This is a genomic window from Gardnerella sp. c11Ua_71, assembly GCF_055818025.1.
In genome coordinates, this window is sequence record NZ_JARFVR010000001.1 from 280749 (window position 1) to 302060 (window position 21312).

Sequence of the window (21312 nt, forward strand, 5' to 3'; positions counted from 1 at the left end):
ACACATAGAAAACATAAAAATTCTGCACAATTACACAATATCAACTACACAACATTAAACAGCATCCATAATAAATGGAATCATAATATCTTCCAAAGATTCACCATCTGGAGCTGCAAAAAATGGGACACCTTCAAAAGTTCCAGCAGCACCTTTAGCATTAACAAAATTACCATCACCAACGCTTGCAATTCTAGAAGACGCAAGAGTAACCCCAAAATCCTTAGACATTGCTCTCCTAAAATCGGTCATAGTTGAATTGACCTTAAGCTGTCTTATGCCTACCGCTAAAACTCGATTAGGGAATTTTTTTATAATACTCGCATAAGTAGCTGGATCCTTCTGACCATCATCACCAATAAGCACAAATCTCATACCTGGAAAATCATCCATAAGCTGCTGAGCAAACTCAAGCTTATGCTGAGGACCAGTCGGCACAAAAGTCTTAGGTCTAGGATCTAAATCTCTAAGAAGAAGCGGTCCAGATGGAAAACCTTCACGCAAAATGAAGTGTCGTATAGAAGCTTCCACATTCCAAGGAGAAGTTGAAAGATAGAAAAACGGGGCGTTAGGAACAAAATCACGAATCTTATTAAAGAAATGATTCATACCCTTAACAGCATGTCTGTGCTCTGGATTCATAATAAGAAGATTGTAAGCTGCTCTTAGCGGAGAAGGAGCCTGAGTGACCATAATAGTGTCATCAACGTCGGAAATTATTCCCAAAGTAGATTTTTCAGAAATAACAAACATGCTTGCATCAACAGGCTCACGATTATCTACTTTGTAAGACACTTTATGTTCACCAACATTAAGTGATCTTTCAGTAATCAAATCAAGATAACCAGAACAGTCTGAAACACAATATTCAGCACCACTGTTGAAACTAGCATCTGGCTTATCGTACACAGACGAATCACCAACTTGCGCAGATTCAACAGGAACACCATCAATGCTTAAAGAAACACGAATCCTAACAGCAGGAACAACAAGCATCGCATATATTCCGCGCTTCAAAACAGAATGATGACCAGCTTTAGGAGCAAGAACAGTACGGCAAATCAAACGAGCATAATTATCAGTTCCATAACCAATATAAGGCTCAACGCTTGGGAACCAACCCAAGCGACGCATAATTTTACCGCTTACGCGCATCCAAAATCCAACGCTTGACGTAACAAATTTTCTGGCAAATCGAATAAAAGGCGGCTTTTTATCTATACGCTCTTCGTCCGAAGGAGCATCAAAAAGCGTGGCTGTAACTCGCACTTGAATAGGCGTACTGCTTATTCTTCTAGCTACAGCTGGAGAATCACATTCTTGCTTGGCTTGTTCGCCGCCTTTTGCAGCGTTATTGTCATCCAATTTAGCCAAATTGTTACTCGCTTTTATTAATTTTATAACTTTTATAAATCCTATAACTCACTATTGCAATGAATTATTGACGAACTGGACCATCTGGCTGCTCGCCAACCACTTGTACGATTGTTCCACGCGGGCAATTGTCGTACACCCACTTAGAATCCTGCTCGTACATATTAATGCAGCCGTGAGAACCATGCTTTGCTGGGTATCCTTGTGCTATACCAACATCATTCCACCTTGCTGTATGGAATGAAATTCCACCGTTAAAGTAGCTAACCCAAGTAATTCCAGGCAAATAGTATCTAGAACCGTCTCTATTAAATCCTTGCATAGCTTGAACGTCATAACGTAAGTAAATGTGGAATGTTCCATTTGGCGTCTCGTAATATCCATTGGAGCCCGTGCAAACTGGCATTGTTCGTATTAATTGATCATCTTTGTAAACGCTTACTGTCTGCGTGGTTTTATCAACCACAATACGCATTTCAACAATCTTCTTTTCAACAGCAAACTTTACTACATTTGTCGGAACCGTAATCTTTGCGTCTGTACCCTTTTCGATAGTATCCACAACCTTGTTTGCTACATCCTTTGAATAGCGAACCTCTACGCCATTAACACCTTTAAGAGTGGTCATTATGAACTGACCCTTCTTACTATAAGTGTCTTCCTGATCTATTTTCTGCTGGTTCAGATTCTTAGCAAGCTCTTTTGAAAGCCAAGTATTTACTGCTTCCCTATCTACAGTAAACGAAATCTGCTTTCTCTGTTCATCAGCATTAACCTTAATCCAAGAAGCGATTGCAGATTTAGGTATCGTAAAATCTTTTGAATCGCCATTACTTAAAGTGATTTTCTTAGTAAGAATATTATTAAGCTGATCCACAGTTTTCTTAGCAACATCACGCTTAATCGGTGCTTCAATCCTACGAGACTCAATAGTAACTTTTACTGTTTTACCAGGATTTTCAAGCGATTTTTTAACAGCCTCACGAACAGGCAATGTTATTACTGTACGACCTGGAACACCATCTTCCACCACATAAGATTCAGAACCAGAATCGTATTTTGCCGTATAAGGCATTGCACGATCTTTATCGTTAACAAATTTCTTGATGATATACGCATCCATATCTATGTCGTTTCGAGTTGCTTGCAAAGCGACATTCTTCTGAACCCAAGGCATAAGCATTGTAAACGCGTTATCGTGCTTAGATCGCATTATATTTTTAACCGTTGCGCTCTTATCTACTTTGACGTACAAGTCTTCAAAATTCGCGTTGATTGTTTTACCACGATCATCTTTAATTTCTATTTTGGTGTTATCAACAGCATTATCTACATTTTTAGAAACCGCTGCCAACTGAGCGCCAACAATTTGACTACTTCCAGCAAAATGTACACCAGGGGCAACACGATTATGGAAATACGCTTGTGTGCCAAGAAAAGCGCAAACTAAGAGTATAACGAATATGACCAAAGAATATAAAAGAACCAGTGCAGACTTGTTCGACTTATGGCGGTTCTTTAAAACAGCAGTCTGATTTATATTGTTATTGTCAATATTGTAATTATCTACACTGTTTACGTCTATATTATTAGCAATATTATCAATATTTTCAGACTCAAAAGCGTCTGGATTATTATGTTCTAACTCGGACATACTCTTAAACCCCTGCTCGATTAATGGCACAAAAATCGCATGTGGCAAGTTTAGCACTTACTTAGCATATAACTCACATAAGGAATGTAAAACGTATAAATAGAAATAATAGAAATAAATAATAGAAATGCGAGCCAAAAATAAAAAATATGCTCAATACGTGATGAAAATGTGAAAAGTAATCAAATATTCGCAAATATTCTAAAAATAATCACCATATATTGAAGATATGTGCAAGAATAATAAATATGCCAGATATGCCAATTCAAGCGACAATTGCGTTAATGGTGATTGTTTTTGCGCTAGTACTTGCGCCATTCATCATTATGATAGTTACGCGTGCCTTGAAAAAGCATCATTTAGCAGAAAAACTCGCAGAGCGACACGGAGATAGTGTACATTACGCTTTCATACTAAACCCGTCTAAACCTCAAGCAGAACAATATAGACTTGACATTAAAGAATATTGCAAATCACACAATTTCACATACGAAATAATAGACACTCAATTAAATAAAGACGGGCGAGAATGCGCACTCGAAGCCTTAAAAAACGGCGCAAATGTTGTTGTGGCAGTTGGTGGAGATGGCACTGTTAGAACGGTTGCGAGCGCGGTTTCTGGCACGAACCACGCTATGGGAATAATTCCAATTGGCACAGGGAACTTATTTGCGCGCAACATGGGTATTCCAGTAGATGATGTTCAAGCTGCGCTAAGAGTTGCAACAAGCCACGGATCTAAAAAAGTTGACGTTGGGCGTGTTTTTATACTCGACAAGCCGTATGAAGACCATGGTCACGCATTTTTGATTATTGCAGGAATTGGCTTCGACGCTCTTATGATAGACGACACTAATCCAGCATTAAAAAAGAACATAAGTTGGTTAGCCTACTTTGTTGCAGGAGTTAAACACTTATTTGCGCCAAAATATCGAGGAGATGTGACTTTTATTAGAGAAAACGGTACAAATCACACAGCAAGAGGAATATCATTCCGCACACTTATGGCTGGTAATTGTGGACAAATACCAATGCTTTCTTTAATGCCAGAAGCCGTTTACGACGATGGAATATTAGACTTCGAAATTATTGACACATCTGGCGGATTAATTGGATGGGCTAACCTATTTGGAGACGTTGTACACCAAACCGTTACAGGAAAAGCACAGCAAAGTCCGCTTTCTACAAACTCTAAAATCGACCAATCGCAAGGTGTTGAAGCAGAAGTCAAGATAGAACGACCTGCTCCTGTGCAAGTTGATGGAGATATTTTAGGCTACACAAAACACTTGCGTTTTAGCGTTGACAAACAGGCTTTATGCGTGCGCATACCAGAGAGTTTGCAATCTTCTTTGACTCAAGATACTGCCGTTTAGTCTCCGATTTCAGCCGTTTAAGCGATATGCAATTGTTCAAGCATACAAGAGGGCTGGGTGATTCTTGGTCGAACAGTATAAGAGCGGCGCCGATACCAAATAATCCAATGATCAACCACTACAAACAAACTTCAACCAAAAAACAAAATCAAAACCAAATCGGAACAACCGCAACAACAGACTACACGTAAGAGGCAGAGCGTTGTGAGACAAGAATTAGCCAGCCCTCTCATAGAAACAAATAGAAAAATACATTAGAAAATACCGTCGCCGTGGCAAAATAAAAAATTATGGTAGCAAAAAATGCGGGAATGCCCGCCACCCCAGAAGATCTAGTAGACGTCGATGCTTTGGTTGGCGCTTACTATGATGAAGTTCCAGATTCCAATATTCCAGAACAGCGCGTGATTTTCGGCACATCCGGTCACCGTGGTTCTGCTTTAAAAACTTCGTTTAACGAAGCTCATATTGTGGCTATTACTCAAGCTATTGCTGAATATCGCAAGAAGGCTGGCGTAACTGGTCCTCTTTATATTGGTCGAGATACGCACGCTCTTTCTGAGCCTGCTCAAAAAACCGCTATCGAGGTTTTGGTTGCTAATGGAGTTCACGTTCGCGTGGATTCTCGCGGCGATTTCGTGCCAACTCCTGTTGTTTCTCAGGCTATTTTGACGCATAATCGCGCAGCCGACGGTACTCAGCGCTTTAGCGGAGACGGCTTGGCAGATGGCATTGTAGTCACTCCTTCGCACAATCCTCCAACCGACGGAGGTTTTAAGTACGACCCTGTAACAGGCGGCCCTGCCCCAGCAGACGTAACTAACGCAATCGCAGCTCGCGCAAACGAATTGCTCGACAACTACAAGTCCGTTAAGCGCGTGCCTTTCGGGGAAGCAATCAAGTCTGATTTGGTTGAAGGCTTCGATTACCGCGAGCACTACGTTAGCGATTTGGCTAATGTAATCGATTTCGATGTGATTCGCTCTAGCGGCGTGCGTTTGGGAATTGACCCACTCGGCGGCGCAAGCGTAAACTACTGGCCACTTATGAACGAAAAGTACGGTTTAAACATTGGCGTTGTGCGTCCAGAAGTTGACCCAACTTGGCGATTCATGACTATTGACCACGATGGCAAGATTCGTATGGACCCAAGCTCCCCTTACGCAATGAAGGGCTTAGTTGATCAGCTTAACGCTGGCGCTTGGGATAAGTACGATTTGGTTGGAGGCACTGATCCAGATGCCGATCGCCATGGTATCGTGTGCCCGAATTGGGGCGTTATGAACCCGAACCACTACATTGCAGTGTGCGTGGAGTACTTGTTCGGCGGCGCTCGCCCAGATTGGCCAAAGAATACTGCTATTGGCAAGACGCTTGTGTCTTCTTCTTTGATTGACCGCGTAGCTGCTTCTATTAACGCAAAGCTTGTGGAAGTTCCTGTTGGCTTTAAGTGGTTTGTTGACCCACTCTTTAGTGGCGAAGTTGCTTTCGGCGGCGAGGAAAGCTCTGGCATGAGCTTCTTGCGCAAGGATGGCCGCGTGTGGACCACCGATAAGGATGGTTTGATTCCTGATTTGCTCGCTGCAGAAATTACTGCAAAAACTGGTAAGAACCCTGCTCAGCTTCATCAGGATCAGGTTGCTCGCTTTGGCGAAAGCTGGTACAAGCGCGTAGATACTCCAACCACTCTTGAACAGAAGCAAAAGTTTGCGGCTCTTAGCGGCGACGATGTTGAAGCGACTAAGCTTGCTGGCGAAGATATTACAGCAAAGCTTACGGAAGCTCCTGGAAACGGCGCAAAGATTGGCGGCTTGAAGGTTACTACCAAGAACAATTGGTTCGCTGCTCGCCCATCTGGTACCGAGAACATTTACAAGGTTTATGCTGAGTCCTTCGTTTCTCCAGAGGCACTTGATAAGGTGCTTGAGGAAGCTACTGCTGTAGTAGACAAGGCTTTAGCGTAACGTAATAATCTTTCGTAAGTAAAGAATCTACTAACTGCGCTGGTTGCAATCTGCAACCGGCGCATTTTTGAAAGGTTTTGTGATGATTGTTGTTTCTACCGATGGTTCAGCACTTGGAAATCCAAATGGATCAATGGGTTGGGCTTGGGCAGACCACACTGATGAAGCAGGAAGCACGCACGAGCATCAACATGCAGGAAACGCGGATGCAGGCGGAGCCACAAATGGCACGAATCAAATCGGTGAGTTATGCGCAGTACTCGAAGCATTGAGAGCACATCCTGGCAGCGAGGATCTTACAATCGAAACTGATTCGCAATACGCTATAAACTGCTCAACCACGTGGATTCATGGGTGGAAGAAGAACGGTTGGAAGAACTCCAAAAAAGAGCCTGTAAAAAACGCAGATTTGATTCGCGCAATCGATTCGGAGATTACTAAACGCGAAGGCTCTGTTAAGTTCGTATGGGTTAAGGGACACGCTGGAAACGCAGGAAACGAGAAAGTTGATGAGCTGGCTAGAACTTATGCTGAAGATTGTCGCAGCAGATTGAAGGATGGATACCTGCCATTAGAAGGATGGAAATCGTTGATTTCTTCTACATATGCAGACGGTGTTGATGTACCAGAAGACGCAAAAATGCTGTTAGACGGCAAGATTTCTGATGCAGAATATCACATGGGAAGATGCGTTGGTAAGGATATTAATCCTGATTTTAAAGGCGATTCGCATCGTGAAACAAAACGTGAAACATCCGATGATGATGCCATTAAATACTCCGATAACAGCGTTGCTAACGATTCAACTACGCATAACAGTAATACACAGGATGAATCGAAAGCATCCGACGAGTCGCGTAAAAATACGCAATCTCAAAATAAACAATCTCAAAATAAAACAGAACAAAAATATCAAGTAGTGCCAGGATTAAGCGTATCTGGAACATTACAATTCACACCTGCTCCAAACACAAGCCCAAGCTTTAATGGTCAACCACGTTACATATTAGGAAACATAAAGGTAAGCGGATATGTTCAGCCAGACGGCACTCTTAAACTAGATCCAACCGAATTTTATATTCAAACAAAAGCTGCAAACAAAACAGAATAAAATCTGAACGCAGACTAATATGTAGTATGTATGAAATAAGTGGCGGTTAGTAAAAATCGCTATAAACACGCTGGTATTTTAGCCACGCCAGCAAGAAAGACAAGAAAGTAGGCACAAATGGATAAAGCACAGCAAGATGCTCTTAAGAAGGCAGCTGGCATTGAGGCAGCAAAGATTGTAAAAAATGGCATGATGGTTGGACTTGGAACTGGGTCTACTGTTCGTTTTCTTGTAGATGAACTCGGTCGCAGAGTAAAAGAAGAAGGCTTGAGCTTCACTGGTGTCACAACTTCTCGCCGCACTCAGGAACAAGCAGAGGGCTACGGAATTAAGATTCTCGACATTAACGATGTGGATCATATTGACGTTACGATTGATGGTTCTGACGAAGTAGATAAGAACTTTAACGGTATTAAGGGCGGCGGCGCAGCATTGCTCTGGGAGAAGATTGTTGCAATTAACTCCGATAAAATCGTTTGGATTGTGGACGCCAGCAAGGTTGTAGATACAATCGGCAAGTTCCCACTTCCTGTTGAGGTAATTCCATTCGGATCCGCACAAGTGATTCGCAAGTTTGAAAAGCGCGGATACAAGCCAGTTTTGCGTCTTGACGCGGATGGCAAGGAAGTGCGTACAGACGAAAATAACTTTGTTGTTGACTTGCACTTGGAGCGCATTGACCACCCACAAGAGCTTGCTAAAGATTTGATTGAAACAGTTGGCGTTGTAGAACACGGATTGTTCTTAAACATGGTCGATACTGTGATTGTTGGCGATCCAAACGGACCTCGCACACTCACAAATCCAAATAAGTAGCCGCGAATAAGTAAATAAGCTAAAAAGTAGGGCCTTGCGATTTTGTAGGCTCTACTTTTTTATTACGACACACATTATTACGGCACTAGTGTCCCAAAACAGGCAAAATGGGACACTCATGCAGCGTGACTACCTGTCTTCGCGCTTATTCCTCACGGCTTAACCGTTCGGCTGATTTGGCGTGTGAAGCACACCGTGCTTCACAATTGAGCCAAATCACGCTTTGAAGGAGCTTGAAACGCACTATGCAATTTCAAGCTCAGTCAAAGCGCAATAAAAAAAAGCGCTGGAAAAATCCAACGCTTTCAAAAGTGTTACGTGCCCAAACGGGCAGGCGCGCCAAGCAGCTACTACTTACGCTGATGACGAGTCTTACGCAGCAGTTTGCGGTGCTTCTTCTTGCTCATCCGCTTGCGGCGCTTCTTGATGACAGAACCCATCTGAAGCCTCCATTCATATGTAAAGTGTGCAACTTGCCTAATGTTACACCGTTTTGACGACTTTGGAAAATTTTAAAACAAAATTTTCCAAAAACACATACAAAACAGCCTATATCACTACGAAAGTTACATTGGGAATTGCTTATAGAATCTTTCAACAGACTGTTTTAAACCAGTCACTTCAAATACAACAGTGTCATTTTGCCAGATAGCACTAGCCTTAGTTTTGCTATTATCATCTGCCTTCAAAACATAGCTTCCAGTGGTCTTACCAGCAACCTGAATCTTTCCAGAAGCAATATCACTTCCAGCTAATGCATCAGTCAAAAGCTCATATTGCTTATTTGCTAAATCACGACTACTCCATTGAGCAACAACGACTGAAACATCACTGCCAGATTCTCCCGTAGAATATCTAACAGTGTATTCTTCCAAAGGAGATGCGGAAGACCATTTAGCACTAGGAGAAGCATCAACACGCGCAAAATCAAGAACACTATCTGGCATAGATCTTAACAGTGCAGTAGATGTACTAGGCAAATCTTTAGACTTAATTGACGGAGTTTTTGCAGAAGACACCTGAGTTTTAGCAGACTGCGGTTGCTGGCGATTTAACGCCCAGCCAGGCCATATGAATGCGGAAACTATAGCTAAAACGACCACTATTACGGCAACTATAAGAACTTTTCGTAAGTTGTTATGAGAAGCAGATACAGATGAAGTCGAGTTAGAAGGATTATTCGCATAAGAATTCATATTTTTTACCCCACATAACACTGTTCAACATACTTGGATTATCTCACAAAAGTATGACGGTAAAATGTCTACAAATGCAGCTAGCGTCAAATCATGGCTGCAAAATCTACTACTTACTACTTATGCTCCGAATGCGGTTGGAGTGGTTCAAAATGGTATGGTCGCTGTCCAGAATGCGGCGAATGGGGAACATTAAACGAGTTTCACGAGTCTAAAGCTACAAGCGGAGTTTCACGAGCCTCCACAAGATCTAGAAATGCAAAAAATAACATTTCTACAATAACAAATCTTGATTCTAGCGTAGATGCTCAGCCAATCAGTGAAATTACAGCAGATAATGGCATGCGAATCCACACAGGATTTAGCGAATTTGACCGCGTTTTAGGAGGAGGGCTTGTTCCAGGATCAGTCACGCTTATAGCAGGCGAACCAGGAATCGGAAAATCTACTCTACTTTTAGAAACAGCAGGAAAAATTGCCAAGAATTGCAACGAATCCGCGAAAAACACTGCCGAATACACAAAAAATTTAGTCCTGTATATTTCTGGCGAAGAATCAAAGTCGCAAGTAAAATTGCGCGCATCACGAATAAATGCCATAAGTCAAAATCTTCTTCTTGCTTCTACAACAGACTTAAACACAGCTTTAGCGCTAATCGAAAAATATAAGCCAACTCTTGCAATTGTTGATTCGGCTCAAACTATTGTTTCTAGCGATGTTGAAGGAATTACAGGAGGCTCCACTCAAGTTCGAGAAGTAGCTAGCGCGCTTATAGACGTTGCTAAAACTTGCGATATTCCAATTCTTCTTGTTGGACACGTTACAAAAGACGGATCGATTGCAGGTCCTCGCACGCTTGAACATCTTGTAGACACTGTTTGCCAATTTGAAGGAGATAGTCAAACCGCATTACGCATGCTTCGCGCTGTTAAAAATCGTTTTGGACCTACAGACGAAGTTGGCTGCTTCGACATGAGTGGCGATGGTATTGAAGAGGTTCCAGATCCTTCTGGGCTGTTCCTGTCTTCTAATGGAGATTGTAAAAACGAAGGAACGTGCGTAACTTTTACTTTAGAAGGACACAGAAGCATACCTATTGAAATTCAGGCTCTTGTTACAGATTCGGTTCTGCCAGCCCCTAGACGCGCAGTTTCTGGAGTAGATACAAACAGAATTGCCATGCTTACCGCTGTTTTATATAGACATGGTGGATTAAATCTTTTGTCTAAAGATATTTACGTTTCTACGATTGCTGGAGCTAAGGCGAAAGAACCTGCTTGCGATTTAGCAATAGTGGCAAGTTTGGCGAGCGCAGCAAAAAATAAGGCAGTTTTACCTTTAACTTGTGCGATTGGTGAGATTAGTCTTACTGGTCAGATTCGCCCAGCTTCTAGAATGGAACCTAGAATTAGAGAAGCATCTAGGATCGGCTATAAGCGTGCGATCGTGTGTAATATGCGAAAGAAAATTAGCATTCCCGGTATTGACATAATCGAAGTAGAGAATTTAAGAGAAGCTTTGAACGCACTTGGATTATAGGGATAATAAATATAGGAGCTTTTAGGAGTTTAATATGATTGATTTTAGCGAATGGGTTGCTATTACTTCGCAGAGAACTAACCAATCTCTTGCTGGGGCACGCGTGTTTATTGGAGATAACAATATTCAAAATGAGAATGCTAAAAATAGTGACCAAAATAGTGATGTGGAAAAATTCTTACAGAGCGCGCAATCTTGGGGAATAATTCCTACAACTTGTAAACAATACGCAGATTTTGACGCCACTAAATCTTACGAAAATATAGAAAACACTATGGTTAATGCGCCTAATTTAAGCGGAAAAGACGCAATAGATTACGCGCAAAAACATATGCCAGTAATGCGCACGCTACTTAACAATTTACAAGAAAGTGGTCTTAATTTAGAAGGCGTTAGAATAGCTGTTTGTCTTGTGTTGGAACCAAAAACAGCTGTATTGCTTAGAGCATTGCACGCGCACGGAGCGATTGTTGGCGTTTTTTGTGGTCCAGATGAAACTGACCAGAGAGTGGCAGATCAGCTTACAAAAGAAGGCATTTTAGTACAAGCAAACCGAGATTGGACACCTGAACAAACTCATGAAGGTGCGCTAAAACTCTTAGACGAAATACAACCAGACATAATAATCGACGATGGAGCTAGTTTTGCGCGCCTAGCAAGCCTGGAACGCCCGCAAATCGCAGCTAATCTAATAGGAGTTGCAGAAGAAACAACTAGCGGAGTGCGCGCTTTTGAAGCAATGCAAAAAGCGGGTCGTTTACGCTACCCTGTAATCGCAGTAAATAACAGCGCTCTAAAAACCGATTTCGACAATAGACATGGAACTGGCGAAACATGTGTTACTACGATGCAACAAATTCTTGGGAGTGAATGCTTTGAAAACGCTAAAGTAACTGTTGTTGGATATGGACCAGTTGGTCGCGGATTTGCATTAAGAATACGCGCATTAGGCGCGAAAGTTACAATTTGCGACACAAATCCTGTACAGTCCTTGCGCGCAGTTTTCGACGGTTTTGAAGCTAAAAATCTTGAATGCACTGTTGATACAAGCGATATGATTGTTTCTGCAACAGGCGTTCGACACACGATTACATTGCAGCATATGCAAAGCATGCAAGAAAACGCGATTTTGGCTGTAATTGGCGGAATCGCAAACGAGATTGCACTAGACGAAATCCCTGATTTTAAGCCAGTTGTTGGAACTCCACAAAGAAAAATACAGATTCCAAATGGTCCGCAAATCACGCTAATAAGTGAAGGAGACGGAACAAATTACACTACAGGTGGCGGAAATCCTATTGAGATTATGGACTTTAGTTTTGCTGTTCAAGTGAGCGCCGTAGCGTATTTGCTAGAGCACAATGGGAAAAACAAGAAAAATAGCGACAAGAATCCTCTTGATTCTGGAATCTACCAACTACCCGAAAGCTCCGACGAACAAATAGCAAACATAGCATTAGCAGAACGCGGATATAGTGCTAGCGAATCCAATAAAAATAATGGTTACAGATGGGATTTAACAAGATTTGCCGAAGAAGAAAACATTTAGATGAAATCCAATTAACCAAATCATAATAAATCTAAGCAATAATAGAGTAACAGCAACAAAATTAGTTAAACGATAATTCCATAAGGAACGCAATGCTTACAGATCCAATACGCAAACTTGCACATCCAACTCCGCTTAGCGAAGTCACATTATACAGTGCGGCAATGGTTATTCCAGTAACAGGTCCTATTATTCCCGAAGGAGCTGTAGCAGTATCGAATGGGCGAGTTGTACACGTTGGAACAAGACAGTGGGTATTAGACACTCTAAAAGATGAAATGCCAAACGATTCCTATAGGAAAATGTTTAACAACGAACGACATTGGCATGGTCTTATGACACCAGGTCTTATAAACGCACACACGCATTTGCAATACACTAATATGGCAAGCGTAGGCCGCGGCGAATACCGCAATTTTAGAGATTGGGAAGAAGGATTCAATGTTGTTTATGACAAATTACAAGAAGAAAAACAGCATAACCCATCATTGATGACTTGGAAAACTTCTGCATACGAAGGCGCAAGAATGATGGTGGAAGCTGGCACTACTGCAGCTGCCGACATTGTAACTGATATCGAAGCAGTTGGAGCGCTTGCAAGCCAAGGCATGCACGGGATAGCCTATTGGGAGGTAATGGGCTGGAAAAACGTTGACTGGAAGGAAGAAGGCTACGCTAAGCTGCTCGAGATGCTTGGGCACATGATGGACAACGGCAGAGTGCCGAGTATAGGAATTAGCCCACACGCACCTTACAGTCTAGAAACCGAACCTTTTGTGGATTTGCCAGACATTGCAAGACAGCTAAACATGCGCTTGCACATACACTTAGCAGAAACACCTATGGAGGCTGGAAATCACGCCGATACACTCACCACGTATTCCGCACCAGATTGGAATGCTAACGTTTGGGCGAGCTACAGCGAACTTAAAGCACATGGAATGACAGCTTCCGCAATTCAGTTTTTGGATCAGCTCGGATCCCTTGGACCAGACGTACATATTGCGCACGGAGTTTGGGCAGATGGCGAAGACCGAAGAATTTTGCGTCAACGCGGAGTGGGAGTGGCATTGTGCCCAAGATCCAACCGCATTACTGTTACGGAAAGAGACGCGCCAATTCGCGACTACATGGAAGAAGGAAACTTGCTTGCGATTGGTACGGATTCACTATCTTCTTCCCCATCTTTAGACGTTTTAGACGACGCTGCAAAAGTCTATGATTTAGCAACAGCGCAAGGGTATAGAAAAGATGATTTAACACATCGAATTATTCGCATGCTTACTTTAGGCGGCGCAAGCGTTATGGGCTTACACGTAGGACCGCACAGAATTGGTCAAATTAATGCTGGAGCAACAGCCGACCTTGCGTTCTTTGATATTCCAACAGACACAAGCTCGCCACAAGGAGTTGAAGAGACTTTGCACAATTTTGTGCGTCACGGTGCAGGTAGTGCAAAAGCAACAGTTATTTCTGGAAATCTTGTATACAATAATGGTGCTTTTGCTCAATAATCTGATGCAAGCACAGATAAGAACACGTTTAACGAACACATTTAACGCAAATATGAAAAATAAAAGGAGCATGCATTATGAGTGTCAGTTTAGAAAATATGAGTGATTACGCCAAAAATCTTGTTAAAGAATTACAGCTAGAAGCCCATCCAGAAGGCGGATGGTACACCCGCGACTGGCAAGCAGCGCAACTATATAGCGCAACCAACAATGAAAATACTTCAAACGCGAGCACAAACAATACGAAAATTGACGAAAACGCTGGCGCAGACGCACCAAGACCATTGGCCTCTCTTATTTACTTCCTTTTGCCTTCTGGCGATTCAAGCGCATGGCATAAAGTTGATGCAGACGAGATTTGGCTATGGCATGGACCGTCAAATCTTACGATTGAACTTGGTGGATGTGGTCAAACCCCTTGTGATGAGGCAGATTTGCAGCGTTTTACTCTTGGAAACACTAAGGAATGCAATGGCTTATCCACGCGCGGACATCTTGTAATTCCTGCTGGGACATGGCAGAGAACAATACCAAGCGATGGCGATGTTCTTGTTTCTTGCGTAGTAAGCCCTGGATTTACTTTCAGCGGATTTGATTTAGCAGAACAAAACGATTCAAATAAGTAAACTAGTCTGCAGTTATTTAACAAGCGCCTTCAAAACACGCAAAGTTAACGATCCTGCTTGATTAGCTGCAAGAACTAAATCATCCTTATGCGAGTCCACAGATTCGTATGATTCTCCACAACGATTACTCATTGAGCGAATCGCAAGGAATGGAACACCGTTTTTAGCAGAAATATGTGCAGCAGCAGCGCCTTCCATCTCTTCGCAATCGCCAAAAACCGTTGCTCGCACAGCGTCTAAAATATTAGGATCTGTGTTAAATTGGTCGCTTGTTGCTATGTTTCCACACAAATAAGCAACGTTGTTTGAATTTTCGTTAGACACGCTATTTTCATTAGACGCGCTTTGCTTAAAGTCCGAGGATAAGTCGCCAGCAACCGAAGAGGATTCCTCCAAAGACTTCTCAAGCCTAAATCCTAATAATTGCGCCTCTTTAACAGCTAAATCGCATAATTTTGAATCTGATTCAAAAACAGATTTGTACGGAGCACACTCTGCGATAATCTGCGTATTTGTTTCTAAATAGTGAAGTTTCTTGCCTATAACAATATCTCCAACATTAAGACGCGGATTTAAAGCACCTGCGATTCCGCTAAAAATCAACACTTGTGGATTGGATTCGATTATCAACGCTTGAGCTGCAGCGGCTGCAGCAGACTTCCCCATTCCAGCAACACATATTGTGAGAGTAGGATTTTCACCTTTGCTATTCGAAGCGATTTTGCCCTGAATAAAAGTAACCCCATACGAATCCCAAGTTTTATAATCCCCACAAAATGCTTGAAGAATAGGCTGAGCTTCTTTTTGAAGTGCAACTATAACAGCAAGTTTTGAAAGATGACTAAAATCTTTAGAACTTTCAGAAAAATCGTCAGCCGCGCTATGTTCAAAATTATTTAACATAAAATACTCCTCAAAAAGCAACACACCGTATGTAACTGACACTTAACATACTACGACTTAAGTTTAATCACCACAAAACCACGTATTAAATCAACAAAATATAGCGCGTTATAAACAATCGCGATAACAATTCTGTAACAATTAAGCCTTAAATGCGTCTATCGTCTTATAAACTATCAAATGTACGGCCGCAAAACCTACTTAAATCGCTTAAAAAACAAATAAGCGAAAAATCTTAAGGTTTTAGCAAAAACAAGGAGAAAAAATGGCTATTTTCGTACACAACAACTTGCACACCAACCGCGTAGCAGTCGCTGCTACAAAAATTGCAGCAGCAGCATTAGCAATGGCAGCAATGGTTAGCACAGCAGCATGCGGCAGCCAAAACGCACAAGATCCAAACCAAAAGACGATTACCCCAGGCGTTTTGACAATCGGCACAGCTCAGCCAACTTACACACCTTGGATGTACGACAACAAGCCAGAAAACGGCAAGGGATACGAATCTGCAGTAGCATACGCTGTTGCAAAGAAACTCGGATACGATAAAGACAAGGTAAAGTGGGTTCGCACAACCTTTGACTCCGCAGTAACCCCAGGACCAAAAGACTTTGATTTTAACCTTCAACAGTTCTCTATTACAGAAGAGCGCAAGAAGGCAGTAGACTTTTCGCCAAGCTACTACAACGCAACTCAGGGTGTTGTGATCAAAAAAGATAGCAAGTTTGCTAACGCGAAGACATTAGCAGACCTTAAAACCGCTACAATTGGCGCAATGGTTGGAACAACAAGCTACAGCTTTGCTAAAGACAAGATTAAGAGCGATATTCAAACCTTTAACGATAATGACGCTTTGGTTCAGGCTCTTGATTCTAAGCAGATTGACGCACTTGTTATAGATACTCCATCTTCCGTAAACATTGTGCGCAGCAAGCAGGTTAAAGATGGTGTTGTTCTTGGACAGATTGCAGGATCGGAAGATAAGGAAGGAACTGGATTGGTACTTCCAAAAGGCTCTAAGCTTACTGCAGACGTCACTAAGGCTGTGAATGCGTTAGAAAAAGATGGCACTTTGAAGAAACTCCAAGAAAAGTGGCTTGCAGAGTATACGACTAATGTGCCAGTTCTGAAGTAAAAACTAAACCAAAAATAAATAAAAATAAATAAAAATCGTACTAACGTCATTACCAATACGCATTATTGTAAGCAACTTGTAACCCAATCGTCACATAAAAGTGCTTACAATAGTGCGTATCATTAATTATGTCGAAAGGCTTGAGTGCCGCCAATGACAGTACTTAACGGCAATGCATTAAACAGTGAATCAAACAACGCTGGGGAATACGCTTTAAGCAATATCGAGCTTGAGCGTAGGTCAATCCGCAAAAAGCAAAATCTTAAATCAGTTTTAACAAGCATAATAAGCACCTTAGTATTACTTGGCGTGTGCGTTGCGGCACTTGCGATGAGCCCTGGTTGGCCAAGAGTGCGCGAAACGTTCTTTTCTGGCAAGTACTTTATGTTATCTTTGCCATCTGTTTTGCAGGGCTTAATGCTTAATCTGCAGGTGCTTGTTTTCGCTGTTATTGGAGTAGCAATACTTGGAACTTTAATCGCAGTTATTCGTACAAGCGTAAGCCCAATGCTTTTCCCTTTGCGAGCTATAGCGCAATTCTACACAACTATTATGCGCGGCATACCAATGCTTGTTGTGCTTTACTTAATCGGCTTTGGCATACCAGGATTACAGCTTTTTGGGCGAATCCCACCAGCAATACTCGGTACAATTGCCATTGTTATGAGCTACTCCGCATACGTTGGAGAGGTATTGCGCGCAGGATTTGAAGACGTGCATCCGTCTATGCGAGCATCCGCAAGATCACTTGGCTTAACATCTGGGCAAACTGTGCGATTAGTGGTAATTCCTCTTGGCTTAAGAAAAGTGGCTCCTGCTTTAATGAACGACTTTATATCTATGCAAAAAGATGCAGGACTTATATCGGTTTTGGGCGCTGTAGACGCTGTTCGAGCCGCGCAAATATCTGTTGCAACTTCTTATAACTTCACTCCATACGTTGTAGCAAGCGTTGTGTTTATAGCGCTGAGCATTCCGTTTATTGTTCTAAACGATTGGTATACGGCAAGGCTGCGCAAACGCGAGCTAAACGGAGGAACCGTGTGATGAATAACTTAACAAACCAGAAGGTAAGTCAGCAAATGAGCGAGCAAATAAACGCAAACAATCAAACAAATGCAAGTGATTACACGGATTCAACCCCAGTTTTGCGCTTAAGCAATATTCGAAAATCATATAACTCAACACCTGTTCTTAAAGGCATTTCTTTTGATATTGCGCCTCACGAAGTGGTGGCTCTTTTAGGACCTTCTGGAAGCGGCAAATCTACTCTTATGAAGTGCATTAATCTGCTTGAGCGAGTAGACGACGGTCAAGTTTGGCTTGGAAACACAGATATTACAGATCCTCGTATAAATCAGGATCAAATTAGGTCTCAAATCGGAGTTGTGTTCCAGCAATTCAATCTTTTTACTCATATGAGCGTTTTAGACAATGTGACTCTTGCTGCGCGCAAAGTTCACCATTGGGCTAAAGACCGCGCAGAAAGCCGCGCAATGGAGCTTCTATCTAGGATTAAGCTAGAAAATAAAGCAAAGTCTTATCCGGATCAGCTTTCGGGCGGACAGCAGCAACGAGTAGCGATTGCACGCGCGCTTATGACAAGCCCACAACTTTTACTTTTAGACGAGATTACTTCCGCACTAGACCCAATGCTTGTTGGCGAAGTTCTAGACATGGTTGCGGAACTAAAAGAGCAAGGAACCACGATTTTAATGGCTACTCACGAGATGCATTTTGCTCACGAAGCTGCCGATAGAGTGGTTTTGCTGCGAAACGGCGTTGTTGCAGAAAATGGCACACCATACGAAGTTATGGATGCTTGCAGCGACCCAGAAACGCAAAACTTCTTTAAGTCTTTCCGCCATTGATTTTTTAGGAACAAACACAGGCAAAGCGGCATGAAGATCATGTAAAACACAAACTTCATGCCGCTCTATAGGAGAAAGCTACGAAAATTTTTTGTTCACTTATACTGTCCACCATTAATCACTCGTAGCCTCGATGACAAGGAATCAATAAGTCACATATATAACCCCTTCACAAATACAAATAAAACAAACGCCACACAATCATGCATAACTAAACGTTGCAGGGTCATGCCCCATTCGCTCATTAGTGTTCAAATCATCTATTGCGCGTATTTCTTCATCCTCAAGACTAAATCCAAAAACATCAATATTTTCAAGTTGCCTATTTGCTGAAACAGATTTAGGTATGATAATGTATCCATGCTCAATATGCCAGCGCAAAATCACCTGAGCACAAGTAACATCATGATTCTTAGCAATAGTTTCCAGAACACCATCGCCGATATTCAAATCACGTCCGCGCGCCAATGGAGAATACGCTTCAATAGCAATATTGTGCTTCTTGCAAAAATCAACTACATTAGACTGCTGCCAGCTCGGATGTAATTCAATCTGATTCACTTGAGGCCACTGACCAACTTCATCATATAAACGCTGCAAATCAGAAGGCATAAAGTTACACACACCAAGCGAACGCACCCTACCTTCCTCTTTCAACTTAACAAATGCTTTCCATGTTTCTGCAGAACGCCAATTAAATGGTGTAGGCCAATGAATCATATACATATCCACATAGTTCAAGCAAAGATCCGCAAGCTGAGAATCAAAAGCCTTCAAAGTACTGTCATACCCCTGCTGTGAATCTCTAACCTTTGTAGTCACCCATAGGTTTTCACGCAATTCGCCAGTATTAAAACCAGTTGCACACAATACTTCGCCTAGTTCATTCTCATTGTTGTATCCAGCTGCAGCATCAATATGTCTGTATCCTAGCGAAAGAGCGCTTTCTACAACATCATGCATACTTACTTTATCAACTCGAAGTACACCTAAACCAACTTGTGGTATAGAATTGCCATCCGATAATAAAATGTTAGGCACAATGTGCATATCTTCATTCATTAAAACACCCCTTCGCTATAATTGACCATTATTTTCAAAGGCAATAATAACACAACAAACACTCCTCACTAGAGATGCAATAACGCCAATATTACTTAACATTAAGCTTGTAATACATTTGAGAAATCTGTAGATTGCGCTCAAAATCTTGGGCATTAGTGTTTTTATCAATCACAGCTAGTTCAACACCAGAGATACGCGCAAAATCTTCCCAAACTTCTCTACCAATTGACGTTGTCATACAAGTATGATGGGATCCACCAGCCAATAACCAGCATTGCGCAGACAAAGATAGACTTGGCTGCGGTTTCCACATGGCGCGAGCGCAAGGCAAATTCTTTAGGCTTCCAGACGGCTCTACAACATCTACGACATTCATTAAAAGTCTAAATCTACTGCACATATCCGCAAGAGAAACCACAACAGCATCCTTTTTAGGAGCAGCAGTAAACACAAGTCTAACAGGATCTGATTTTCCGCCGATACCCAATGGGTATATAGCAAGACGAGGTTTTTGAATACTTCCAATAGAAGGCGAAACTTCTAACATATGTGATCCTAATATCATTTCGTTATCTGGCTCAAAATGATACGAGTAATCTTCCATAAGAGAAGCTCCACCTTCAAGACCATACCCCATAACTAATCCCAAACGAACCAATATTGCGGTTTTCCAATCCCCTTCTGCTGAGAAACCCCATCCATATTCGGAAGGAAAACGTTGAGCAGCAACTCCTGGAAGTTGGGAAAGACCACCAAGATCTTCAAAATTATCTACTGCAGCAGTAGCATCATAATCACGCATCATGGATACCATTCCAACTTCCTGCTTAGCTGCAATTAACAGAGAATCATATTTTTGATTTAATAATTCTGGATCAACATTGTATTTATTTTTATAATCTTCTATCAAATCTTTAGCTTGCTTATCTGTAGCACGATTAACATATGAATTTAATTCGTTTACAGACCAAGTATTAATAGATGCACCAAAGATTTTCTCAGCTTCAGTTTTATCTCCTTCAGTAACTGCAACGTTACGCATATTGTCTCCCCAACGCATAACGTTCATATTGTTAGACGCCCACCAGCCTAAACATGCACGAACCCAAGCATTTATGCGATCCGAAACTTCTGGGTTCGTATAATGACCAACAACTATTTTTCTTCTGATACCAAGTCTAGAAACAATATAACCGAATTCTCTATCTCCATGAGCAGCTTGATTTAAATTCATAAAATCCATATCAATACTGTCCCAAGGTATTTCACGATGATACTGAGTATTCAACTGAAGCAAAGGTTTACGCAACAGTTCTAATCCGCGAATCCACATTTTTGCTGGCGAGAACGTGTGCATCCAAGCAATCACACCGATACAAGATTCTTTTGAAGAAGCATCAACCATAAAATTACGCACAGCGTCAGATGACTTTAAGGTTGGTTTCAAAACAATTTTCACAGGTATCGAATGTTTATTATTTAAATAATCTACAATTTCTCTAGCTTGTGTTGCCACTTGTTCTAGTGTTTCTGGACCATATAGTTCTTGTGAACCTACAGCGAACCACACTTCTTTGTTCTCAAAAGGATTTTCCATAGCCATTATTTACTCCTATACG

At 41.8% G+C, this 21312-nt stretch carries 18 protein-coding genes; 11 read left to right on the forward strand and 7 right to left on the reverse strand.

All coding sequences use genetic code 11. The features are described 5' to 3' along the window. Positions 1-54: 54 nt before the first annotated feature. A complete protein-coding gene (locus P0106_RS01180; protein ID WP_415681677.1) occupies positions 55-1374 on the reverse strand; it encodes a phosphatase domain-containing protein in 1320 nt (439 codons plus the stop codon). A gap of 64 nt (positions 1375-1438) precedes the next feature. Next, the gene (locus P0106_RS01185) at positions 1439-3028 is read right to left on the reverse strand and encodes a L,D-transpeptidase (RefSeq protein ID WP_182831611.1); all 1590 of its coding nucleotides are present in this window, start codon (positions 3026-3028) and stop codon (positions 1439-1441) included. Between the two features lie 248 nt (positions 3029-3276). Between P0106_RS01185 and P0106_RS01190 the strand changes: the two genes are divergently transcribed. The 4 genes from P0106_RS01190 to rpiA all read left to right on the forward strand — a co-directional run bounded on the left by P0106_RS01190 (position 3277) and on the right by rpiA (position 8295). Beyond that, the gene (locus tag P0106_RS01190; RefSeq protein WP_285064537.1) at positions 3277-4404 is read left to right on the forward strand and encodes a diacylglycerol/lipid kinase family protein; all 1128 of its coding nucleotides are present in this window, start codon (positions 3277-3279) and stop codon (positions 4402-4404) included. Between the two features lie 290 nt (positions 4405-4694). Next, positions 4695-6368, forward strand: a complete 1674-nt coding sequence (pgm, locus tag P0106_RS01195; RefSeq protein ID WP_174142732.1) for a phosphoglucomutase (alpha-D-glucose-1,6-bisphosphate-dependent) — start codon at positions 4695-4697, stop codon at positions 6366-6368. Between the two features lie 34 nt (positions 6369-6402). Further along, positions 6403-7479: a ribonuclease H family protein gene (locus P0106_RS01200; RefSeq protein WP_473730349.1), complete on the forward strand. Its 1077-nt coding sequence runs from the start codon at positions 6403-6405 to the stop codon at positions 7477-7479. Positions 7480-7596: 117 nt separating this feature from the next. Beyond that, positions 7597-8295: a ribose-5-phosphate isomerase RpiA gene (rpiA, locus tag P0106_RS01205; protein WP_019261899.1), complete on the forward strand. Its 699-nt coding sequence runs from the start codon at positions 7597-7599 to the stop codon at positions 8293-8295. 350 nt (positions 8296-8645) lie between these two features. Here rpiA and P0106_RS01210 read toward each other — a convergent pair whose 3' ends face one another. Continuing rightward, the gene (locus tag P0106_RS01210) at positions 8646-8735 is read right to left on the reverse strand and encodes a 30S ribosomal protein bS22 (RefSeq protein ID WP_004268639.1); all 90 of its coding nucleotides are present in this window, start codon (positions 8733-8735) and stop codon (positions 8646-8648) included. Positions 8736-8861: 126 nt separating this feature from the next. Beyond that, a complete protein-coding gene (locus P0106_RS01215) occupies positions 8862-9491 on the reverse strand; it encodes a hypothetical protein (protein WP_004574955.1) in 630 nt (209 codons plus the stop codon). Positions 9492-9584: 93 nt separating this feature from the next. Here P0106_RS01215 and radA point away from each other — a divergent pair, with 93 nt between their 5' ends. The 4 genes from radA to P0106_RS01235 all read left to right on the forward strand — a co-directional run bounded on the left by radA (position 9585) and on the right by P0106_RS01235 (position 14719). Beyond that, positions 9585-11030: a DNA repair protein RadA gene (gene radA / locus P0106_RS01220; RefSeq protein ID WP_020760185.1), complete on the forward strand. Its 1446-nt coding sequence runs from the start codon at positions 9585-9587 to the stop codon at positions 11028-11030. 34 nt (positions 11031-11064) lie between these two features. Further along, complete coding sequence (locus P0106_RS01225) at positions 11065-12579, forward strand: adenosylhomocysteinase (RefSeq protein ID WP_473730333.1); 1515 nt, start codon at positions 11065-11067, stop codon at positions 12577-12579. A 92-nt stretch (positions 12580-12671) separates the two neighbouring features. Continuing rightward, a complete protein-coding gene (locus P0106_RS01230) occupies positions 12672-14093 on the forward strand; it encodes an amidohydrolase family protein (RefSeq protein WP_473730334.1) in 1422 nt (473 codons plus the stop codon). 77 nt (positions 14094-14170) lie between these two features. Then, entirely contained in the window at positions 14171-14719 is a 549-nt protein-coding gene (locus P0106_RS01235) for a cupin domain-containing protein (RefSeq protein ID WP_004575034.1), read from the forward strand. 12 nt (positions 14720-14731) lie between these two features. Here P0106_RS01235 and P0106_RS01240 read toward each other — a convergent pair whose 3' ends face one another. Further along, entirely contained in the window at positions 14732-15622 is an 891-nt protein-coding gene (locus P0106_RS01240) for a 5'-methylthioadenosine/S-adenosylhomocysteine nucleosidase family protein (protein ID WP_285069017.1), read from the reverse strand. Positions 15623-15887: 265 nt separating this feature from the next. Here P0106_RS01240 and P0106_RS01245 point away from each other — a divergent pair, with 265 nt between their 5' ends. The 3 genes from P0106_RS01245 to P0106_RS01255 all read left to right on the forward strand — a co-directional run bounded on the left by P0106_RS01245 (position 15888) and on the right by P0106_RS01255 (position 18628). Next, positions 15888-16757, forward strand: coding sequence for an ABC transporter substrate-binding protein (locus tag P0106_RS01245; protein ID WP_119676040.1), 870 nt, complete (start codon positions 15888-15890; stop codon positions 16755-16757). 153 nt (positions 16758-16910) lie between these two features. Then, positions 16911-17804 (forward strand): amino acid ABC transporter permease, encoded by an 894-nt coding sequence (locus P0106_RS01250; RefSeq protein WP_004112052.1) that lies wholly within the window; start codon positions 16911-16913, stop codon positions 17802-17804. Beyond that, the gene (locus tag P0106_RS01255; RefSeq protein WP_119676038.1) at positions 17804-18628 is read left to right on the forward strand and encodes an amino acid ABC transporter ATP-binding protein; all 825 of its coding nucleotides are present in this window, start codon (positions 17804-17806) and stop codon (positions 18626-18628) included. The genes P0106_RS01250 and P0106_RS01255 overlap by 1 nt, the downstream gene beginning before the upstream one ends. 201 nt (positions 18629-18829) lie before the next feature. Here the strand turns inward: P0106_RS01255 and P0106_RS01260 are convergent, their stop codons facing one another. Both P0106_RS01260 and araA read right to left on the reverse strand, forming a co-directional pair. Further along, positions 18830-19690, reverse strand: coding sequence for an aldo/keto reductase (locus P0106_RS01260; RefSeq protein WP_285070136.1), 861 nt, complete (start codon positions 19688-19690; stop codon positions 18830-18832). A 91-nt stretch (positions 19691-19781) separates the two neighbouring features. Then, positions 19782-21296, reverse strand: coding sequence for an L-arabinose isomerase (gene araA / locus P0106_RS01265; RefSeq protein ID WP_116773072.1), 1515 nt, complete (start codon positions 21294-21296; stop codon positions 19782-19784). Between the last annotated feature and the right edge of the window lie 16 nt (positions 21297-21312).